The 20,693-nt window shown below is 41.0% G+C and carries 13 protein-coding genes, 1 tRNA gene and 1 pseudogene; 6 read left to right on the top strand and 9 right to left on the bottom strand.

Going from position 1 to position 20,693, the window contains the following annotated elements:
- Positions 1-348 precede the first annotated feature (348 nt).
- From B3S92_RS06095 to B3S92_RS06080, 4 genes and pseudogenes are all read right to left on the bottom strand, one after another.
- Positions 349-1,248, bottom strand: coding sequence for an SMP-30/gluconolactonase/LRE family protein (locus tag B3S92_RS06095; protein ID WP_296203850.1), 900 nt, complete (start codon positions 1,246-1,248; stop codon positions 349-351).
- 72 nt (positions 1,249-1,320) lie between these two features.
- On the bottom strand, positions 1,321-2,379 hold the full coding sequence (locus B3S92_RS06090; RefSeq protein ID WP_296203848.1) for a TRAP transporter substrate-binding protein: 1,059 nt from the start codon (positions 2,377-2,379) through the stop codon (positions 1,321-1,323).
- A 184-nt stretch (positions 2,380-2,563) separates the two neighbouring features.
- Entirely contained in the window at positions 2,564-3,739 is a 1,176-nt protein-coding gene (locus B3S92_RS06085; RefSeq protein WP_296203846.1) for an iron-containing alcohol dehydrogenase, read from the bottom strand.
- Between the two features lie 557 nt (positions 3,740-4,296).
- A pseudogene (locus B3S92_RS06080) lies at positions 4,297-4,447 on the bottom strand (IS3 family transposase); the annotation flags it as partial.
- A gap of 77 nt (positions 4,448-4,524) precedes the next feature.
- Between B3S92_RS06080 and B3S92_RS06075 the strand changes: the two are divergent.
- The gene (locus B3S92_RS06075) at positions 4,525-4,995 is read left to right on the top strand and encodes a hypothetical protein (RefSeq protein ID WP_296203844.1); all 471 of its coding nucleotides are present in this window, start codon (positions 4,525-4,527) and stop codon (positions 4,993-4,995) included.
- The gene (locus B3S92_RS06070) at positions 4,995-5,504 is read left to right on the top strand and encodes a hypothetical protein (protein WP_296203840.1); all 510 of its coding nucleotides are present in this window, start codon (positions 4,995-4,997) and stop codon (positions 5,502-5,504) included. The genes B3S92_RS06075 and B3S92_RS06070 overlap by 1 nt, the downstream gene beginning before the upstream one ends.
- Before the next feature lie 144 nt (positions 5,505-5,648).
- On the opposite strand, the gene B3S92_RS12145 is transcribed toward B3S92_RS06070, so the two are convergent.
- The 3 genes from B3S92_RS12145 to B3S92_RS06060 all read right to left on the bottom strand — a co-directional run bounded on the left by B3S92_RS12145 (position 5,649) and on the right by B3S92_RS06060 (position 6,219).
- Entirely contained in the window at positions 5,649-5,846 is a 198-nt protein-coding gene (locus B3S92_RS12145) for a hypothetical protein (RefSeq protein WP_414706998.1), read from the bottom strand.
- Positions 5,847-5,858: 12 nt separating this feature from the next.
- Complete coding sequence (locus B3S92_RS06065; RefSeq protein ID WP_296203838.1) at positions 5,859-5,990, bottom strand: hypothetical protein; 132 nt, start codon at positions 5,988-5,990, stop codon at positions 5,859-5,861.
- 153 nt (positions 5,991-6,143) lie between these two features.
- Positions 6,144-6,219: transfer RNA gene (locus tag B3S92_RS06060), tRNA-Arg, on the bottom strand.
- 224 nt (positions 6,220-6,443) lie between these two features.
- Between B3S92_RS06060 and truC the strand changes: the two genes are divergently transcribed.
- From truC to recD, 4 genes are all read left to right on the top strand, one after another.
- A complete protein-coding gene (truC, locus tag B3S92_RS06055) occupies positions 6,444-7,214 on the top strand; it encodes a tRNA pseudouridine(65) synthase TruC (RefSeq protein ID WP_296203835.1) in 771 nt (256 codons plus the stop codon).
- Between the two features lie 355 nt (positions 7,215-7,569).
- Positions 7,570-12,033, top strand: a complete 4,464-nt coding sequence (locus tag B3S92_RS06050) for an exodeoxyribonuclease V subunit gamma (RefSeq protein ID WP_296203833.1) — start codon at positions 7,570-7,572, stop codon at positions 12,031-12,033.
- A gap of 99 nt (positions 12,034-12,132) precedes the next feature.
- Entirely contained in the window at positions 12,133-16,629 is a 4,497-nt protein-coding gene (locus B3S92_RS06045; protein ID WP_296203831.1) for a UvrD-helicase domain-containing protein, read from the top strand.
- 84 nt (positions 16,630-16,713) lie between these two features.
- Positions 16,714-19,059 carry an exodeoxyribonuclease V subunit alpha gene (recD, locus tag B3S92_RS06040; RefSeq protein WP_296203828.1) on the top strand — a complete coding sequence of 782 codons (2,346 nt, stop codon included), beginning with the start codon at positions 16,714-16,716 and terminating at the stop codon, positions 19,057-19,059.
- Positions 19,060-19,152: 93 nt separating this feature from the next.
- On the opposite strand, the gene B3S92_RS06035 is transcribed toward recD, so the two are convergent.
- Together B3S92_RS06035 and B3S92_RS06030 are read right to left on the bottom strand one after the other, a co-directional pair.
- Entirely contained in the window at positions 19,153-19,719 is a 567-nt protein-coding gene (locus B3S92_RS06035; RefSeq protein WP_296203826.1) for a hypoxanthine-guanine phosphoribosyltransferase, read from the bottom strand.
- A 109-nt stretch (positions 19,720-19,828) separates the two neighbouring features.
- Positions 19,829-20,491: a hypothetical protein gene (locus tag B3S92_RS06030; RefSeq protein WP_296203824.1), complete on the bottom strand. Its 663-nt coding sequence runs from the start codon at positions 20,489-20,491 to the stop codon at positions 19,829-19,831.
- Positions 20,492-20,693 lie beyond the last annotated feature (202 nt).

Below are 20,693 nucleotides of genomic sequence, written 5' to 3'. Positions count from 1 at the left end.
TGGGATGGTCGGATGCTTACTTTCTTCAAGTCACCTAGATAAAATTACAACAGACATAAAAAAGCGTAACTCACTAATACTAATGTGTTACGCGTTTTTTTTGCATAATATAAAGCTGTGATTAACATAAGTATTATTTAAGCGTACAACTCTAGTAGCTGTAGAAATAGTGGTTTTGGACCTAGATATATTCTAACGCCGGTAAAAAAAGTCCTACCAATATTGAATTGCCCCCATAAATTAGATATATATTATGGAGGCATTTTCAATGCAGTATTTTACTAAACTCTATTTAAAAAATAGATGTTTAGCTACAAAACGGATGTTGTAGCTGAAAGTTAATACCAGTTATGGAGTTCCAGCATGCCCAACTTTGACTTGCGTTGATAACATTCGACCTTTAGTTTCAGCTTTACGCGAGGCTTCATCCCAATCAGGTGCAGCACACATAAATAATGTTTTACCGTCTTTACCACCTAGAGCAACAGCGAAAATACCATCAGGAGTAGTATCGATAGTCTCTAAAATTTCTCCACCTTCCGCGATTCGAACTGCACGATGATTTAATGTATCAGCAATCCAGACAGCACCTTCAGCGTCTAGTGCAAGTCCATCAGGTAAAATTGTTGCACTCTCTATCCGTTTAGTAAGGTCTGGCTCATCTCCTAACTCGCCAAAACTTGCAAAATCACGTCGTTCACCTAATGTACCATCTTCATTAATAGTAAACTGAGAGATTCTGTTGCCAAACAGTTCATTGACTATTAGTGTTCTTTCATCGGGAGATATGACCATTCCGTTTGGAAAGGATAGGCCTTCTGCCACTACTTGGGAGCTTCCATCTGGCTTAACCAAAACTAACCCTGCATTGCTGTGATCAGCACCACCCATCAAGTCAAAGCCAAAGTTACCAACATAAGCATTGCCATTTGGAGCAACCACCATATCATTAGCATGTCCTCCGCAGTGCTCCCAAATATCTGCATGTACTTTTAAATCACCATTTTCCTCTAACCTTAATACTTTACGGTCTTTCATAGATACTACTAGCATACGACCATCAGGTAGCCAACCTAAACCAGAAGGTTGTTGTTCGATATGAACAATTTTTTCAGCTACACCTTGTTCGTTAACTCGATAGACTCCCTGAGTATAAAAATCAACGAACCATAAAGATTGGTCATACCAACGAGGCCCTTCTAGGTAATGGAAATTATCTACTATTACATCTAATTTATTGTTTGACATTGTCTCTCTCCTTGAGTAGTCACTACTTTAGTTAATAAATATAATATTTATATTTACTTAACTTATTTTTAATTAGGTTCGACAAGCTATGCTAGCAGCCTTTGCTTTTTCGTATACACCATCAGCATCTAATCCGAGAGCTTTGACCTCATCAAGGTATTTTCTCGTTCCTTTTTCTAAGGCTCCTTTCCAATTCGGATCATTTAATGGATCTAAGATATCTATGACTACATCTCCATTATCTCTAGCCGCTTGTAGCCCTTCCTTATCAGTTTTATCCCACATCTCACCAACTTTTTTAGACCAGGCCATTCCTGAGTTATCGTCTATAACCTTTTGTAAGTCACTAGGTAAACTTTCATATTTTTCTTTATTCATAGTTACCATTAGAGCAGAACTATAAAATGGTACATTAGTATGGTATTTAGTTAACTCATCAAGCTTAAATGTTTGCATAGCCTCCCATGGGAAGCTTAAGCCGTCTACCACACCTCTTTGAAGAGATGTATATATATCGTTTGCCGGAAGGCCGACTGGTGATGCACCCATACTCTCAATTAAATCACCAGCAACGGTTGATGGGCGACGAATTCGTAAGCCTTTCATATCTTCAGGTGTTCTTATAGGCCTATCAGTAGTATGTAATGAGCCAGGACCAGTAGCAAACATAAACAGTAAGTGTGAATCTTCATATTCACTAGAGATAGCACCATTATCATAAAGGGTTTGCAGCATACAACCTGTTTGAGTAGATGAGTTAGACAACCCAGGTAGCTCAGCAATCTGTGTTAATGGAAAACGGCCACTTGTATAGCCTTGAACTTGAGAACCTATATCTATAGTTCCTTTTACAGCTGATTCATAGGCTGAGTCTGCTTTACTAAGAGTAGCAGATGGATAGACCTCAACTTTGAGACGACCCTTAGAATCAGCTTCTATTTTTTTAGCCCAAGGCTCGAAAATTTGTTGGTTAATATCAGAGGTAGAAGGGTAGAAATGAGAAAAACGTAGTACAGTAGTTTCTGAGTTAGAGTTTGTAGCATTACTACCTTGTTGAGAGGAGTTTGAACAGCCTAAAGATCCAAATAGAGTGAATGTACCTATTAGACATAGAGGGAGAAGTTTTTTCATTATCAAATCCTTTTGATATATATTGAAATATAAGGGTGTGAGTTATAAAAAAGTTAAAAGTGAATAATTTTTCATAAATAAAGTACGCATAAGAAAACTAACAATCAAAAGTAAAAGATTCAGAGTTAATTAAATTGGATCGACTTATTTATGGGCAGTACTAGATGCACTATCCGAATACACCTTAAAGAACACTACGATAAATTTGTTCTACATCCTTGGTAGTCATATCACGTGGGTTGGTATCTATAAGGCGTGATATTTTTTGTGTAACTTCAGTAGCCATTGGCAAGATATCTATATCGGTTACTCCTAGATCGCTAAGTCGCGTGGCTAGGCCGCTTTGATCCAAAAAGTTCTCTAAGGTATCAACAAAAGTATGTGCCGCAGAAAAATTATCAACAAATTCATCATTTGGTAAAATAGCTCTAGCTAGTTCGGCATAATAGTCACTAGCTGCTTCAATGTTAAATCGGAAGACAGGCCCCATTACTAGTGCATTAGAATGACCATGGGGAATATGAAATTTACTGCCTAAAGGATAAGAAAGAGCGTGAACTGCAGCTACTGATGCATTAACAAAAGCCATACCTGCCAAAGAAGATCCTAGTAGCATGTTTTCGCGAGCAGCTAGGTTAGAACCATCCTCTAATACAGTCATATAGTTCTGAGTTAGTAATTGCAGGCCTTTTATGGCTAGAGCATCAGATATAGGGTTTTTCTTAGTGCGGCTAGTATAGGCTTCAACACAATGTACCATTGCGTCCAATGCAGGGGCGGCTGTAACATGTCGAGGCATACCAAGTGTTAAAGAAGCGTCAAGAAGAGCAATATCCGGCATTAGTTTAGGCGAGTAAATTGCTTTTTTTTCACCAATCTCATTAGTTAATACTGATACAAGAGTAACCTCAGAGCCAGTTCCTGCGGTGGTAGGTATGGCGATCAAAGGTAGAGGCTGGCCAGTAGCTTGATTCATGCCGACCATTTCATCTAAGGATTGAGTAGAGTTAATAGCTAAAGAAACGACTTTGGCAGTATCAATTGAGCTACCACCTCCTAATCCAATAACAATATTTGCACTTATAGATCTGCCTAACTCTATAGCATCTTCAACTATGCTATAGGGAGGGTCAGCTTGTACTCTATCAAAAGTGGCAACAGTAAACCCTGAAGTTCTTAGAGAGTTAGCTGCTCTCTCAGTGTAACCACATTTAGTGATACCGGGATCCGTTATAATTAAAGCGACTGGCTTATCAATTGGTAATGGAAGTAAGCTCATAGCAAGCTTTCCAAGCTGGTTACGAAGCCCATCAGACTGGCATATAATTTTTGGTGCAGTCAAAAACTCTATGTTTAACATTGAACACTCCTTGTTCATTAAAACTAGTTATGGATTTAAAGTATTTAACCTCGTCTAAATGTTGATTGAAGTTAGCGCCTCGTATGGCAGTATTTTTTTCAAAGTCATTACGAATAAACTCTAATTGCTATTCCATGAAAAGAGGTAGTACTCTCAATATCAGTAAAATTTATGCTTATGACTATCTTGATTATCTAGAAGAACCCTAAACAAAGAAGTAGAAGCCGTACTAGATTAAATTAGATCGTTCAGTATACTGAATTTGTATTCAGTATATGCTGTGAAAATTATTATAGAGTGGCTTTCATAGTTATTGCAATAGAAATTTATAATCACGATTTAAGCTAATTATTCAAACGCAGAGTTTTATCATGATACCTAGATAAAATGGTAATAAATGTAAAAGCGCGTACTCATTGAAATAAATGGGCTACGCGTTTTTTTTGCATGCTATAAATTTGAGAGATACATAAATAGTTTTTAATTGTGCAAGTCTAGCAACTACAAAAATAGTGGTATGAACCGCCCTGACTATACCGGAAAGTGGATTACTCGAGTCAGGCAGCTTTGTCTGGCTCAGTAAGACTATCATAGTATCGCCTCTCAAACTCAAAAGGCGATACATAACCAGTCGTACTATGAATGCGATTTTTTAAAACAATCGACCCATTCTAGGGTTTTTAATTCAACGTCACTCACACCTAGCCATTACTTCTCGGGAACAATTAGCCGCCATTTAAAGAATTCCTGATAATATTGCAGCTGTACATACTTACTATAATGATATGACAATCATTAGTTTTAGTGCTGGTATGGCTGGTTATACATTCGTAATTAATAACAAAAATGGCAACATGTGGGCTACAGGTGTAGAGATAAAAAGTAAAGACGGTTCACCTAAATACTCGCTTATTCCAGAAGTTGGTATAAACTTAAATTTAAAATCATTAGCAAACGCTGTAACTTTAACAAATGGAAAGATAATGAAGCCTGTAGGTGTATCTACTTCTATAAACTTCGGTAGTATTGTTGGAGGAGAAATGAATGCAGATGAAATTGACCGTATTATTGGAGGTGGTTCTGTAGGTATCCAGGCTTGCCATTATGGATGTATCGGAGGTATATATACTAAATCGAAAGATAAAGTAGTTACCTATGGCTTAGGAACAAGTCAAATTGGCATGAGTGGTGGTAATATGGTTAAAGTTTCCGAAGAAAATAAGCAAAAGGTATTGAGCCTACTAGGAACTAAATAATGAACAATATTGTTTCTATTATAAGATCTGTCTTTATTACAATGGTTGTATCATTATTTATATTCATTTGGTGGGATGTTTATAAAGAAGGCTCATTAGGGTTCGGAGGCACAACACCACCAAGAGAAGATAGACCATCAATGGAGGAGGTCACGTCATTATTAAATGATGTGACTAAAGGACTTCCTGCTGTTGAACGCAATACTGAAAGATCAAAACCAGAGGTTCGATCCGCTGTAAAAGTATATAGAAACCCAACACAAGAAATGGTTGATCAATTAATTAAAAATATTAACAACCAGCAAATTTGGCAAAAGGTAGATTTTGAAGACTATAGAGAATATGAATATTGCTATAATCAATATCACCTTATTATTAATCAAGAAAACAATGATTATACTGCAATAGGTAAAGGTATAAGTAACTTAATGTTCGTGAGCGTTTCTTGGACAGATTATAGTCCTTGCCGTAAAGTTTATCTTAAACGTTCAAACTCCAAAATGTCTTGAGCGTTTATTATAAACCTGAAGGTTATGAATAGACAGATGGGGTCATAACAGGGTAAGAAATTAATCAGAATTTAATAAATTTATATTGTAATTTTAATATTTTTTAAAGCTACAACATAAAACGTGTCGTAGCTTTTTTTATTTTTAGAACCGAATAAAAGATAGTAGCAAACAAAAGAACAATAGTTGTTTGGCTTTGTCGCGTTCAATCCTAGCTTGCTTCAGAGATATTTCAGGTGTGAATTTACTATCAAGAGTCTGATTGGCGGTTTTATATGAGCCAATGTGTAATGTCTTTTGTTTAGATTTTATATCTTTATCAGATTGATAGCGATAGGCCATAACCCAGTATAGTTATCCCTTAGGGTCATGAATTAGATACAGAGTATCACCATCTGAGTGCCTCATACGTTTGGCCGGTGGTGACTGCTTAGCGAGTGATTTAATGCCATTGTCTGATAACAGATAATTTTGTCGCTTGTTCATTACTACACCAATTAAAAATATAGTTTGCGGTCGTGTACAACATTTTATAGGTGTTACTAGGTAATAACAAGTTATGATAAAAGACAAAGGTCTTTGGTATCAGAGGGATTGTAGGGGTTTAGGTAATTAATAGTAATAGAGAGTTATAAAGGTTGGTGCGCTCACAGGGACTCGAACCCCGATCGGTCGCTTAGGAGGCAACTGCTCTGTCCTGTTGAGCTATAAGCGCTTAAAAACAAGAGTTATTTTATCATAACAAATCAGCCTTTTACCCAATTTTTCGGCATTGTTAGGTAAAAACTGACAGCAATTATCAATCTTTTTTGCCAGTTTAAAAATCTCACATAGTCTTGTAAATAAGATAACAACAGCCTAGCAGTGAGGTTAGCAGCCATAGTCACTAGTGCTATAATGCCGCGATAATCGACATATACTGAGGGTTTACATAAAAAGATGGATATAGAAAGTGGCACTAATAATCAAACTGACAAACAGATAGATATTATCTATGAAGATGAGCATCTAGTAGCAATTAATAAAGAAGCAGGTCTATTGGTGCATCGCAGTTGGCTTGATAAAGGTGAAACACGATTTGCAATGCAACTAACCCGTGATGCCGTAGGTTGTCATGTGTTTCCAGTACATCGATTAGACAGGCCAACATCAGGTGTATTGTTGTTTGCTAAGAGCTCTGCTGTGGCACGTAGCCTTACTGAAGCTTTCACTGAACGCAAGGTTGCTAAGCAGTATTTAGCTGTGGTGCGTGGTTTTATGTCAGAAGAAGGCACTGTTGATTATGCCTTAAGCTTTAAGCCTGATGCCATCGCTGATAAGTTTGCTAACTTAGACAAACCCGCTCAAGAAGCTGTCACTCACTGGCAGAGCTTAGCCCAAATTGAGCTGCCATTTGCAGTATCAAAAAAACATGATACGAGCCGTTATAGTCTCATGCGCTTAATACCTGAGACTGGGCGAAAACATCAGCTACGCCGTCACATGAGACATCTGTTTCATCATATAATAGGTGATACCAGCTATGGTGATGGACGGCACAATAAATTCTTTCGTACTCAATATGATTGTACGCGCATGCTGCTACATGCTCAGACTTTAGCGCTCAGTCATCCTGTTACTGGCGAACCATTGATGCTAGAAGCGGGTTTTGATGACCAATGGACTCGCATTTTGGAAGAGTTTTCTTGGACAGATAGTGTTAAGTCTTAGCCAGTATTAGGTTTGGTCTTTATTTGAGATTTAGCCTGTATTTAAAACAACAATATCATTTGAGAATTCAGTTACTCAAACCTCTCTTTTACCGACACATCGTCAGAATTAGCATTATATTTATAGCAAACCGCTCATCTACGCTGTTTTGATAGGTTTCAATGGATTCTAACTCTGACCAAATTCAAAACGAAACTCATAACCACTATAACGTCAACTCTTTGCGACAGTAGTTGACGTTATAGTGCTGTTTGATGGTTTTCTTTTTACCATAATGAGTTATGCTTATATAACCGTCGTGTCTTTGCTATGACCTTATTTATTTGAATTTCATTTAATAAAAGATTGCCTCTCTATGTTTAAGATTATCCAATCGCATCGCACCGAAAACTTAGTCGATGAACTGTTGGTCGAATATCAATCTGTGCAACAGTCTATTTTTGATCCCTTTGTGGTTATCGTACCGTCAATGGTATTAGGCGATTGGCTCGATAAAACTATTGCCAGTCGTGCGGGTATCAGTACGCTTGTAATGACTAAGTTCTGGGGTCAATATCAGTGGACACTGATGCAAGATGTACTCAGTCAGCATAATGCTTATCTATTGAAAAATGATCCTGATGCAACGGTGCTTAACGTGCCTGAGGTGGCAGTGCTGTCGCCGACTGTGATGCAATGGCGTCTGTTTGGCTATCTGACCTATTATCAGCAAACTATTGTCGAGGACGATAAGCATCCGGTATATCCGCTGCTGTCGTCATTGATTGATGAGCCTCAACAAGGCGTTGAGCCAGACAAGGCGCAGCAAGATGCGCGTATTTGGCAGCTGGCAAGTGATTTAGCGCGAGTATTTAACCGATATTTAACCCACCGTGAGGATTGGCTAAGTCTATGGTCGGATAATAAATCGCTTGATGTGAATGAGTTAATTGCAGAAAAAGATGCGTTGTCTTTGCGCTTTGATCAGTATGCGCGTGGCACACCAGAATGGTTGGTAGAGCACTATGTAGAATTGGAAGCCGCTCAGCGTTATCTGTGGTCGCATTTGTTCGCTGATGTGCATCAATATCGTGCTCAGTTAGAAAAAACCTTTTGGAAAGCATTAGAGAGCAACAAGGCGGGCGAGCAAGATCAGTTGCCTAAAGTACTGCGTATTTTTACCATTCAGCAGCTACCGCAGACTGAGCTTGATTTTTTACAGCGTCTGTCGCGTTACATGGATATTACCTTGCTGCACTATAACCCCTCCAAGTTATTCTGGGCGGATATCGTAGATAAGTCTTGGCTACAGCGCCAGCAGATTATTAACCCCGAAAGTGTGTTTTTGCGTGATTATGGGCATAGTCTATTGTCACGTCTGGGTAAGCAGTCTCGTGATACTTTCGCCATGCTTGCTAATTTATCGGGTAACGAGTTGTATGAAGATGCCGTTGTGGATTGGCAGGATAATTTCGAGGATGATTTGTCTGAGGAGTTGGATGATGAATTTGGTTTTGAGGCAAATATTGATAGCGACTATAATCAACAAGATACCGCTTCTTATCACACCCACAATAGCCCTAGCTTATTAAGACGCCTGCAAAATGACGTGTTAATGCTTGATGAGCGTTCAACTCAGCAAGCCACAGCAGTTAAAGTGTCACAGGCCATTAGCGAGCAAATTGAGCTAAGCTTTGATGAAGCTGATGAGGCCAATGCCGCTGCTTGGTATGAGGATGAGGTACTTGAGAACAAGCGCTTTGAAAAAGAGCGCCTGTGGTCAATGTCCTCACAAGACAATAGCCTAAGCATTCATTCATGCCACAGTTTGCAGCGTCAACTTGAGGTGCTGCGCATTATGATTGGACGCTGGCTGAATGAGCCGTTACCGCCTGGCACAAAAAAGCGTCATATCTCTGACATAGTGGTGCTGCTGCCCGATGTGGAGCGACATCATGCCTTAATTAGCTCAATTTTTGTCAATGGAAAAGGTCAAGATGGACTGACTCTGCCGGCTAAAGTCACCGGTGTGGTCGATGCCTCCATTCGTCAGTTATGGGAAGCAATTATTGGGTTTTATAAACTGCTAGGCAGTGACAGTGCCCGCTTTGAAGCCGCTGAGGTGTTAGATTGGCTAATGCTGCCGCCGCTATATGAAAGCTTTGGCTTGACCCATGATCAGATGAGCCGTGGCTGTGACTTATTGGTCGAGGCGGGTTTCATCCGCGGTTTTGATGAATTACATCTTAAGCAGACCTTAGATGGCAATGATTTTGATTACCGCTTTAGCTTTGCCCAAGCGTTAGATAGATTAACGTTGGGACTGATTATGCCAGAAGCTGAAATGAGCGACTGCTTATATCCGCTTGAAGCGCATCAATGGCCAAGCACTGCGATTGCTGAAATGAGCTTGCCACTGCCAGAGGTGAGTCTCAATGATGCGCCTATTATTGAAGCCTTGTGCCGCATTTATAGCGGGCTGTTGGCTAGACGTGATGATCACAAACAAAAGCTGAAAGCGGAGGATTGGCTCGATCAAATTGAGCGCCAAGTGATTCACCGTTATTTTGGTGATGTGGATCAAACCCGCAGTATGCGTGCCATTTATAATGCGATGAACGGCTTTAAATCGAGCCTGCGCGCTAATCGTCATTATCGACAATATGCCAGTAGTGATAATACGGATAACCGAGAGGTTGAGCAAAGGCTGGCAAGGGTTGAGCAGTTACCGTTGAAGCTGAGCTTCATGCTTGATAGTATCGAGGCGGAGCTTGAGAGTCAGCAGGTGAGTGCGGAGCCGACAGGGGTAATTACCTTCGGCCGTTTCGGGGCATTAAGAAACGTGCCCTTTGATTTAGTGGTCATGCTCAATATGAACTTATCTGAGTTCCCTGCACGAGACCGTGACAATCGTTATGACTTGATGAAGGCGACCCTGTCACGCCGCGGCGATAGAGTGAGTGAAGATGATGATAATGGGGCCTTTTTAGATGCTTTGTTATGTGCACGCAGTGCTTGCTGGATATTTTATAATGGTCAAAGTTTAACCGATACCCATGAGCATTTACCGGCGAACCCTGTCAGCGAACTGTTGCAATTCTTACAAGGTGAGGTGCAGTGGCAGGTCAATTCACTAGACAGCTTACCAGAAGAGGTAGATCCGACTACCGAAAGCCTAAAGCGTCATTTACCAAAGCTAGTCAAACAGTGGTTAGTAACTGAGCACCCAGCATTGCCGTTTGATAAGAGCTTATTTGAGCAAGCTGTAGAACAGGAAAGACACGAGTCTCATTTTGAGGCTGAAAACAATGAATCTGAGCCTAGTGCAATTGATTCAAGTGCTTTAAATGATCCTAAAGATAAGTCTTCTGAGTTTGACGCTTTAGAGGGCATGCTAGATAAAGCGATGCAAAAAACCAAACTGGCGCAGCAACGTCAGTTCCCGCCAGCGCCGTTATGGCAAGCGGTATTTAATACCTTGAAATCTCGTGATTCTAGTGAACATCCGCAGCTGGTCAGCTTACCCAGCAAAGCACACTATGAGGCAATCGCTCAGTTATTGGGCGCTGGCTTGGGTCAATTGGGGCATATCGACAGTCAAAACTTACCTGCTTTAAATGATTTGTTGTCGATAGATGCTAAGCTGGATTGTAATGAACAGAATAAAGCCTTGGCTCAAGTGCTGTTTGATATTAGTGAAATTGACGTTGAAGGGGTGCTTGCCTATCAAGTGCGTCATCCTGCTAAGGCCTTTTTGCGGGCTCAGGAAGTGCATATCGTACAGGGTGAGGAGGCGATGGCACACCAAGAGCCACTGTTTTTGGATAGCTTGACTACTTACCAGATCAAAGACTATTTGATTCATGAGTTGGCCAATCCTGTGCCAACGACAGGTTTAGACAAAGAAGAGAGTCTAGAGGAATCAGCGTCTCAAAGCACACCAATTTTAATGTACCAAAAAATTATGCCAGCAGGGGTAGCACGCCATACCACTTTGCCCAATCAACAACAAAAGCTGCAGCAGCAATGTCAAACCTTTCGAGAACAGTTAATTGCTAACGGCATTGAGGTGCAAGAAGCGGATGCAAGTCTGCCGATTATCACGCCCACCACGGAACATCCAATACAAGTGGACTTGGCCAGTGTGTTTCAACAAAAAGACCAAGCATCCTTGTTAGCTTTTTTACCCAAAGCGATTAAGATAAAAGGCGTTGTACCGATAGAGGTTAATGGCGATAGTGCGCATTTGAAGGCAGGCGTGTCGTATGCGGAGCAGTCGCCTAAACACTGGTTTAATATCTTGCCCAATTCTGCCAGTCCCAGACATTTGCTTAAGTTTTGGTTATCGCATCTGTATTGGCAAGTTGCCAGACGCACTACAGCTAAGCAGGTGGTATTAAATGATGGTATGAGCATTTGGCGCTTTAATAAGTCAGGCACTAAGGCCAAAAAGCTTGAGAAAGCCACGGCATTTAAACTGAGCCCCATCACCTATGAAGATGCTGTCATTGAACTGGTTAAATGGGCTATTTTTGCCAATCTGTCTGGTCAAATACCGCTAACCTTATTACCAGAGTATGCGCTTGGCTATTTGGATAACTGTTTAAAAGCGCAAGAGGATGAGGGCGCTGAGTATTGGCCAAAACGAGGTGATTTCTCAGAGTGGCTGTTCCCTAACTACACGTCAGATGCGGTTTATGACACTTGTTCGCAGCATGCTATTTGGCAATATATTTTGCGGGATCAAGACGCCTTTAAAGCATTAGCTACTTCTTTGACAGCTTTGGCGCAGCCCTTGTATGCACCTATGTTTGACGCGCTTGACGGGCTAGAAGGCTAAGGATTAGCCAGTTAGACAAGCACGTTACAGCAATTAAGCTAAACTCTAGCTAAGCTAAGATCGTGATTCTATAGATAATAATTAAAAGTATATCTTCCTATGACAGACATGACTGATAACAATAACTTAGAGCCGCAAGCAGAAGAGATGCTGGATGATTCGTACTTAACCTCGCATGCACATGATGACAGCGATATACCCAAAGAGGCGCATCAGGAGCATAATAAAGATGTGATACCGGCTGTCGATGTGGCGTTAAGCGGTCGCCATCTTATCGAAGCGTCAGCGGGCACAGGTAAGACTTGGACTTTAACCGGTATTGTATTGCGCCTACTTATTGAGGCGCGGCGTGCCCCTGAGCAAATTATTGCCACTACCTTTACTCGGGCGGCAGCGGCGGAAATGCGTCAGCGTATTCATGATCGCTTGGTCGATTTTTATCAACTGTTGCAATGGGTCAATAACCTAAGTGCGGATTTGGCCAATAAAGAACACTTATATCCAGATGTCCTGCAGGTAATTCCAGAAAGTAGTAAGGACCATCGACAGGCGGATAAAAAGGCAGGCTCAAAGGACGATACTAAAAGTGCTGACAGTGTTGGTGCCGATGAGCTTAACCAAGACTTAGCGCATGACAAACAGCGAGAAGCAGAGCAAAAAGCCACTGCCAAAGAAACTCGTGCAGACTGGTTAGTAGAGCAGGCAAAGAATGCCCGTCTAGATGACATCATGCAAGACCCGATTAATCTACATTTAGTAGGTTACCTGCTTGATCATGTATATAGTTATCCGATGACAGATGCCATTCGCCGCACCGCCTTGGTATTAACCACACTCGATAAACTGTTTGTGGGTACGCTAGATAGTTTGGCACAAAAATGGCTAGCAGAATATAGCAGTGAGACAGGTCATCAGCAAGGCATGGCGATTATTGAAGATAGTAGTATTGAGCAGGTAACCGATAGCATTATTCATGATGAGCTGCGTCAGTTTCAAAGCCGTTTGTATTACGAGCAGCCTAAGCTATATGCACTAATGGAGCAGCAAGGCAAACTAACAGCTGTTGGTGATCATAAATCGTATGTGAACCGCTCACTGAACTTTATTTCTGCGCCTATTAATGAGATACAGTTGAATGAAGCTTTCGATTTCGCTAGTTTTGAGCGGTTGCTAGAGGATTTTGCTAAGCTTGATTTGATAGATGTTCAGCCGTACTTAAATCCTGATTATAGAAAATCACAAGGATTTAATGGTCGATCAAGTTTGTTCACTCGGTTTGAGCATATTACTGAGATTCATCAAGTGATCGCTGAAAGAGGTTTGAATTTTGAGAGCTACCTAAGTGAAGATGCGAAAAAACTACTAGGGTCATTGAGAGATGCTCAGTTCCCCGATGATGACGGAAAAATAAAGAACTTTAATAAGAATAAAGAAAAACAGCATCAAGCCTTGTTTGAGCTAGAAACCATAAGCCAGTTAATGGCCATTATGGATAAGATGCACGGTTTGAATCAGCATGTTTTATTGTTATTGGCCAACCTAAACCGTCATATTGTACTGGCAGTCCGCGAGAGATTACCGGTAATTTTAGAAGAGCGAGGTGAGACTACTTTTAGCTTGCAAATGGTACGTCTTAATCAGGCATTGACCGGCCGTCAGGGAGAGAAGCTAGCACGTTATATCCGCCACCACTATCCAGTAGCCCTTATTGATGAGTCACAAGATATCAATGGCGAGCAAGCCATCATGATTGAAAGTATTTATCTGCCAAAGAATAAACGCCAGCAGTTAAGTAGTCAGGTAGGTAATGAGGATAACCAGTCGACTAATACCAAGTCCAATCAAGAGTTTTTATTATTAGTTGGGGACCCGAAGCAGGCTATTTATGGTTTCCGAGGTGGGGATGTTGCTAACTATAACTATATGAAAGCTCAGTTTGATAAAAACAATCTATGGACACTTGATATTAACCGCCGTTCTAACAAAGGGGTTATTGAAGCACTAAACTGCTGGTTTGGTATGCCGACGCCCACTACAGGCGAGAACAAATTTGCTGAGCTAGGCAGTCAAATTTATTATCAACACATTACTGCGGCCAAGCTTGAGAAACAGCTATCTTGGTTTAATGACTTAGATAATAATCAATCTGTTGCCCAAAACAGTCTATTAGAAACTACCCTAGATTTAGTTACTGACGTACTCTCTACCCAGCCTGTCAGTGTATTGCATCTGCCTTATGACAAAGAACTTGAATACGATGAGCATGAAGTCACTGCCCGCCATATTGCCGCTTTATTAAACAGCGGTCAGACCTTAAAGGGTAAGCCTATTCAGCCCAGTGACATCGGAGTGCTGGCACGTGCCAAAAAAGACTTAAAACGAGTAGAAGATGAACTGGTTAAGTTAAATATCCCCACTTTGACTACCAGTGACGTTAGTATCTTTGAGACCATCATGGCTGAAGACGTAGCTGCTCTGCTCAGTGCTATGCTCTATCCATACCGTCACGACATGATTAATCGCGTATTGACTAGCCATCTGTATGGCCTGACTATCAAAGAAGTCAAAGCGATGATGACCGACCATGAGTCAGGCATTGCCCAAAGCGATGAGACGCCAGCAAAAGTAGCCGTTAAGACGAATATTGCTGCTGACAGCACTCAAGGTGATACTAGCAAAAAAAGCTATCAAGATTTTATTAGCTATCTTAAAGAAGGGGCTCAGCGCTGGCAGAATTTTGGCATCTTATCAGCCATGCATTATTTGCTAGATAAAAGCCCGGTACAGCCACAAGGCGTATGGCAGGCTTTAGCAGCACACCCTGAAGGTGATCGACATATTATGGATTTGCGTCATGTGATGGATATCTTGGCGCAGTATGGTATAGGCATGGGCGAGCATGAGCTGCTGGCGTGGTTTAGGGAAAACATTGATGCTGCACCTAACAGTGATTGGGCCAAGCAATACCCACTGCCTACAGAGTCTGGCGTGCAGTTAATGACCATTCACAAGTCAAAGGGACTTGAGTTCCCCATTGTCTATGTGCTGGGCATGGGCAGTGCTAGTCGAAAGTCGGGCAATAAGGAAGACTATGGCTTGTATTTATATAATGCTCAACAAGCACCTAATGCTCTAGTTCAAAAGTCTTCTGGTAATCAGCGCCGTTTTTCACCGGTAAAGGACTCAGCTACCACACCGGGCTATTACACAGATATCGAGACTGAAGAAGATTTTGAGGAGTTTCGTCGTCTAGGGTACGTGGCTTTCACCCGTGCCAGTGAGCTACTTTATGTGGTACTGCGAGACCCCAAAGATAAGACTGGGTTTGATTTAAAACCAGTGTTTTATTGGTTTGATTCATCAGAGGCAAAGTTTGAATTACCTGATAGACTCAAAAATACGATAGGTATGGTACGCGGCCAAAAAGTACATGAGTTTTATGAAGACAGTTATGCTAACAGCAAAACGCATAACTTAACTGACAGTACTGAGGCTACTCTTCCTAAACCGAACCTAGAGCCTATCAAATACGATAAATTTTCCGATGTGATGCGAGTCGACTACTTTTATGGTTGGGCCAAGACCAGCTTTACTGCGCTCGCCCGTCAATTAGATGACTCCACACAAGCCATGGCTGTGGTCGATGAGCGTATCGATGATGCCACTTATATCGATATTAGCGAGGCAGATGGCTCTCTAAATGCGCAGATAGAGGATCAAGGATTACCCGTTAAAGCAGTAGATGACATTCGCTTTAGTTTTGTCAAAGGTGCCAATGCCGGTACGTTTTTGCACGAGATATTTGAGAAGATACATTTTACTGATCCTGAGCAATGGCCTGCGGTGATAGACAGAGCTGTCAGTGGCTATCAGTTACCCTTAGCGTATGCCAGTGTTGCGCATCAGAAGCGTATTTTAGAAGGCGGCAGACAAGGGGTTAACAACAAAACTTATCATATCGATGAGCGAGGACTTCAGCATCAGGCATTAATGACATGGATTGATGAGGTTTTACACACCCCATTATTGGCTTCAGGGCAGAAGCTGGTAGATATCTCACCTAAGCAGCGTTTTGCAGAGATGGGCTTTAATATGGGATTGTCTGAAACCTTTAAAGCGCAGCAGATTAATACCCTGTTTGAGAAGCATTTGCCCCATGAGACTGACAAACACATCCGTTTAACTGCCCAAAGTAGCAGCCAATTATACCGTTATTTGCGTGGTGAGATTGACTTGGTATATGAGCATGCTGGCAAGTTTTATGTGGTCGATTATAAGAGTAACTTTTTAGGAAATAGCCTAAGCAATTATGATGAAGCTACTCTTAAAGTAGCCATGAGCAAGGCAGGCTATTGGCTACAAGCAGCGATTTACCAAGTAGCACTACACCGCTTCTTATCAATGCGTATCGCTGATTATAAAGGCAATGAAGCCAAATACTTAGGCCCGGTTGAATATGTATTTTTACGAGGTACTTATCAGCATTTAGCAGAAACTCAAAGCAAGAATAATCATATTCGCTATGGGCTGGTCACTTGGGATATTCCCATAGAATTTGTGAAAGCATTGGATAAGCTTTTTGGTAAGCCGCAGTAGCTTGACTGGCTGTTAGCTCACTAACTTACTAAATCCAAGCGGTTACTATTTAACTTTTTACTTGTTTATAGGTCTGATAACTTAATGAAAACCAATAATAATACTGCAAATGCGCGCGTTGAAGAGAGCTGGGCGAGCACAATTAGTGACTATATTTTGCAGCGCCGAGCTCAGACTTATTCAGCCTATGTACAGCCGAATGACACTAACGCCTCAACAAACTTGGTAGAGGCTGATAGTTATCTATTTAAATCACTGTTTATGGTGCTTGCTAAGCAATTGGAAGAGGGGCATACCGTGCTAACTCTGCGTCAAAACAGTAAGGAACTGGCTTTACAGGGCAGGGTAGAGGGAAAGGTTGCTACGCTTTATGCTTGGCAACGAGATATTTTACAAAGCTTGGCAGCGCCTTTGTTTGATTTGATTGATAGCGATACGACTCTGGCGGCTGTGACACAGGTAGAGGGCAATCATCAAGATGAGCTTACACAGCTTGAAAATAATGACTCTATCTTTAACTTGCTTAATATTTTGATTACCCGTGGTACGCAACTGTGGTTACAGTTAAACCTATCAAATAGCAATAAAGCGCAGTTGGTTGAGCGTTTTAAATTGGTTCAGCAGCTATATGACTTAATGCAAAATGATAATGAGACATGTGGATTGAATCAACAAGGCACAATAAATAGCCTAAGCAAATTTATGCGGCACGTTGATCAGCAGCCTTTATTTGCTCAGTTATCATTAGCATCTCAAGCAAAAGAAAATAGCCTAAGCAAAAAAAATCCAATTCCAAAACAAAGCCCCATTATCTATCAAAATAACATATATCAAGACAATCACTCAGGGCAAAAAACCGAAGTAACTTTTTGGCTACACCGCACCTGGCAAGCTGAGTTTAACCTCGCTAAAACCATACAAAACATCCTAAATCAGCCGATTAAACCGTTAGCTATCAATATTCCTGATAATCTCAATGCTCAGCAGGCTCAGGCGGTTAAAGTCGCTAATGAGAATGCCTTTAGCATTATCACTGGCGGACCAGGTACAGGTAAAACTTATACTGTGGCACAGTTGGTTATTGCGTTACAGCAGGCTCAAGCAGATAGCGATGCACAACAAGCATTGGGGGAGGGCGCTACGATTCGATTTAGCACAGACAGCGCAGGACTTGCTCTATCGGCGCCAACGGGAAAAGCAGCTCAGCGTATGCAAGAGTCATTGCAGGCGGCTCTAGACAGTGCTCAAGTGGATGTCCAGTTGCAAGAAGCCAAGACTATTCACCGCTTGTTAGGCATTGGCAGAGATGGTAGACCGCGCTATCACGCTGACAACCCTTTGGGTGAAGATATCATTATTGTCGATGAAGCCTCAATGCTGGGGGTAGAGTTGGCCAACTATCTGGTTAGTGCTATTAAGCCTGGCGCTCGGCTAATCTTGTTAGGAGATGCCAATCAGCTGGCCGCAGTAGATGCTGGGGCAGTGCTTGCTGACTTGTGTCGTATTGATGTATTACAACCTATTCATGCGCAGCTGACGGAGAGTCGCCGCTTCCATGCCGACTCGGGTATTGGCAAGCTAGCTACGGAGATTAACAAGAGCCCAGCAGACATGCAGGAGGTCTGGCAATTACTAAACCATGACGAGGCATTACAGTTCCAAAGCGTTAATATTCAAGGTATCAATGCTGACGCTAGCGATATTTATGCCGAAGATTTAGACACATTAGTATCTAATATTCAATTAGAAAATAGCCTAAGCAATAAAAGAATACTTTCAAAAATTACCCAAAATTACACCCCATACTTAAGCAAAATTAATTTACTAATAAAAAATCCAATCGCAAAATCCATACCAGAAACAGTAAACCTCACTATTTCAGAGCTTATGAGTGAGTTTAATCGTTTTCGTATCTTAACTGCAGGACATAACGGCGAGTGGGGCGATCATAACATCAACGACTATCTGACCCGTTGGCATATGTCTAAGTTAAAGTTGCCTTTGGGTAAAAGTCCTTGGTTTCATGGCAGACCAGTCATGGTGCTACAAAACAACTACGAGTTAGGCCTATTTAACGGAGATATCGGTATTTGTTTGCAGACGCAACAAAAAGGTGAGGGTAGTCGCTTAGAAGTATTCTTTGAAAATAAAACCCAAGGTATTGCGGTCAATTTACTTAACGATGAGTTGATTGCCACCGCTTATGCGATGACCATTCATAAATCGCAGGGTTCGGAATTTGATCATGTCGCTATCACCTTTGATAACAGTAACAGTCGATTGCTTAGCAAGGAACTGATTTATACAGCGGTGACTCGTGCTAAGCAAAAGGTCAGTATTTATAGTACCAAACGTGCCCTACAAAAAGCAGTGCAGACTCCAACGCAACGCTATACAGGGCTGGCCTTACAATTTCAGCGAAAGGGGTAGATTGGCTCGAGCGACTAAGTTTGGACACAAAAAAAGCACCTAGCGATTAGGTGCTTTTCTCGTTAGAAAAAACTAATTAATTAATCTGTTTAATTAAGGCAGTTTGTCTTCTTTGATAGCATAGATACCTGGAAGATGACGTAAGTAACCATGGAAATCCATACCACAGCCGTAAACGTAACGATCATCAACATCTAGACCAACGAAGTCTACTTTGAAATCCTCTACTTTACGGTCATGTACTTTATTTAATAATACACAGCAATCAACAGACTTTGGATTCTCTTTTTTCAACTCTTCTACAATAGCTTTTAGAGTGATGCCTTCATCAAAGATATCATCAACTAAAAGCACGTGCTCTCCAGTAATATCTACATCTGGTTTAAACTTCCACGATAGCTCATTCGTGCCCTCATTGTCACGATAACGAGAGGCGTGGATGTAATGCATACGATGGTAGAAAGTAAGATGAGTTAACAGTTGACCTGCTGGAATCAAGCCACCATTCATCACAACCATAACGATAGGGTTTAGGCCAGCATAATGTAAGTTTAACTGAGCAGCCAAACGCTCATATGCTGCGGCAACTTCAATGCTGCTAATTAAACATTCTGAATTACGGAGGGTTTGTTCAATTTCTTTATTGCTAATTTGGCTCATAGTCGGTGTACACGCAGTAGTAAAAGGATCTATTTTAACAGGATTGACCAATTTCAGCCAACCCTGTTATCTATTTTTTATTAACCTTTACCAATACGCAATAAATGGCTTATTTTTCAATAATGAAAGGACGATAAAAACCTACCAAACGATTTAACGACTCTATTGGTAACTGAGGAAGCAGTTTATTAATGGCCATTTCAAGAGCTTTGTTAATTCCTGCTTTGGCCACGGGTACAGATTTACGTTTAATTAGACCCAAAGGTAGCGTTTCTGAAAAACGAGTAATAAAGTGATCCACAACCGCATGGTTCATAGCAAACAATCCTTTGACCAGTTTCTCCTTATCGACAGATTCTGGCGTAACTGCATCAAAACCTTCTAGAATAGTTTTGGCAGAGGCATCATCCATCTTAAAACCAACACGAGTATTGCCTGAATTATCCTCAAATACAGTTTCGTTTTTCATATATTCAAAGTTAGGGATAACTTCTTTGTTAGAATCTTTACCCAACAGAATATTCAGCATAGTTTCGGTTGCGCCTTCAATTTTATTGACGATACCGCGCATTTTTTCTTGACGCTCTGGATCTGGAATGACACTAATCAAATTAACCAACATATTGTCTAACAGCTCACGTCCAATTTGTTGTGCAATATCATTACGTAAAGGGTAGTAGGATACATCTTTGCCAGAGTCAATAATGTGCTCGGCTTCAACGATCATATCTGCTAGCTTGTCTGTAGGTTCAAATCCAAAATAGTAAGTCATCGTAAGTCCTTTTATGAGTAATTAATGCAGTTTTTAAATATATTCCAAAAAGTATTGTTTAGCAAGACGTTCATCAACTAAATGTATTTAGTTAATTGTGCTAATATAACTTAATTGTTATAGAGCCACGTAATTCGTTTGAAGACTATCTAGTCATGACAGCATAGGCACCTGAAAATATTTATTCAATCTTTAGTTAAAT

It is taken from the genome of Psychrobacter sp. UBA3962, from assembly GCF_002385225.1.
Taxonomy (GTDB): domain Bacteria; phylum Pseudomonadota; class Gammaproteobacteria; order Pseudomonadales; family Moraxellaceae; genus Psychrobacter.
This window is presented reverse-complemented; position numbering and strand designations above follow the sequence as displayed.

Coding starts and splice junctions, on each gene's coding strand:
- B3S92_RS06095 (WP_296203850.1), bottom strand. CDS start 1,248: ATGTCAAACAATAAATTAGATGTAATAGTAGATAATTTCCATTACCTA.
- B3S92_RS06045 (WP_296203831.1), top strand. CDS start 12,133: ATGACAGACATGACTGATAACAATAACTTAGAGCCGCAAGCAGAAGAG.
- B3S92_RS06070 (WP_296203840.1), top strand. CDS start 4,995: ATGAACAATATTGTTTCTATTATAAGATCTGTCTTTATTACAATGGTT.
- truC (WP_296203835.1), top strand. CDS start 6,444: ATGGATATAGAAAGTGGCACTAATAATCAAACTGACAAACAGATAGAT.
- B3S92_RS06035 (WP_296203826.1), bottom strand. CDS start 19,719: ATGAGCCAAATTAGCAATAAAGAAATTGAACAAACCCTCCGTAATTCA.
- B3S92_RS06085 (WP_296203846.1), bottom strand. CDS start 3,739: ATGTTAAACATAGAGTTTTTGACTGCACCAAAAATTATATGCCAGTCT.
- B3S92_RS06030 (WP_296203824.1), bottom strand. CDS start 20,491: ATGACTTACTATTTTGGATTTGAACCTACAGACAAGCTAGCAGATATG.
- B3S92_RS06050 (WP_296203833.1), top strand. CDS start 7,570: ATGTTTAAGATTATCCAATCGCATCGCACCGAAAACTTAGTCGATGAA.
- B3S92_RS12145 (WP_414706998.1), bottom strand. CDS start 5,846: ATGGCCTATCGCTATCAATCTGATAAAGATATAAAATCTAAACAAAAG.
- recD (WP_296203828.1), top strand. CDS start 16,714: ATGAAAACCAATAATAATACTGCAAATGCGCGCGTTGAAGAGAGCTGG.
- B3S92_RS06065 (WP_296203838.1), bottom strand. CDS start 5,990: ATGAACAAGCGACAAAATTATCTGTTATCAGACAATGGCATTAAATCA.
- B3S92_RS06075 (WP_296203844.1), top strand. CDS start 4,525: ATGACAATCATTAGTTTTAGTGCTGGTATGGCTGGTTATACATTCGTA.
- B3S92_RS06090 (WP_296203848.1), bottom strand. CDS start 2,379: ATGAAAAAACTTCTCCCTCTATGTCTAATAGGTACATTCACTCTATTT.